The 634-nt window shown below is 68.5% G+C and carries 1 protein-coding gene; it reads right to left on the bottom strand.

Annotated features, from left to right (window positions below):
• Positions 1-634 (bottom strand): phosphotransferase family protein (locus tag ACL03I_RS39460; RefSeq protein WP_412808667.1); only part of this gene is annotated, 634 nt, incomplete at both ends.

Below are 634 nucleotides of genomic sequence, written 5' to 3'. Positions count from 1 at the left end.
GACCTCGCCGCTCGTGTGGGCGACGATCACATTGCGCAGGTGGAAGTCGCCGTGCACGAGCGCGAGTTCGGTCTGCTGGGGCACCGCGGCCATCAGCCTGCGGGTCAGATCGTCGAGTTCGGGCAATTCCCGGGTCTTGGACTTCTCCCACTGGCCGGACCACCGCGCGAGTTGGCGTCGCGCGTACGGCTTATGGCTCGCCAAATCGGACAGTCCGGTCCGCTCCAGGTCGACGGCGTGGATTTGCGCGAGGGCGCGCGGCAGGGACTCCGCGATCTCGCGACGCCGTCGCTGAGGTAGTGACTCCGCGATCTCCATCGTGTCGACGACCTGGCCGTCGATGAAGTTCATCAGCACCAACGGCACGTCGGAGATCGCGCAATTCTCCGCGACACCGAGGATCCGCGGTGCAGGGACGGAAGTGCCCGCGAGCGCGGACATGATCCGCGCCTCCCGCGCGACGTCGTGTGCCGAGGCCAACAGGTGCCCCAATGGGGGCCGGCGCAGCACCCAGCGCCGACCGGCGTCGTCCCGCACGAGGTAAGTGAGATTGGACTGACCGAGACCGATCCGGTGGAAGCCCAGCCGGCCGGCGAACTCGATCCCGAGGTCGCCGAACCAGCGGGTGACCGCC

The sequence above is a fragment of the Nocardia sichangensis genome (assembly GCF_047200615.1).
GTDB classification, from domain to species: domain Bacteria; phylum Actinomycetota; class Actinomycetes; order Mycobacteriales; family Mycobacteriaceae; genus Nocardia; species Nocardia sichangensis.
This window is presented reverse-complemented; position numbering and strand designations above follow the sequence as displayed.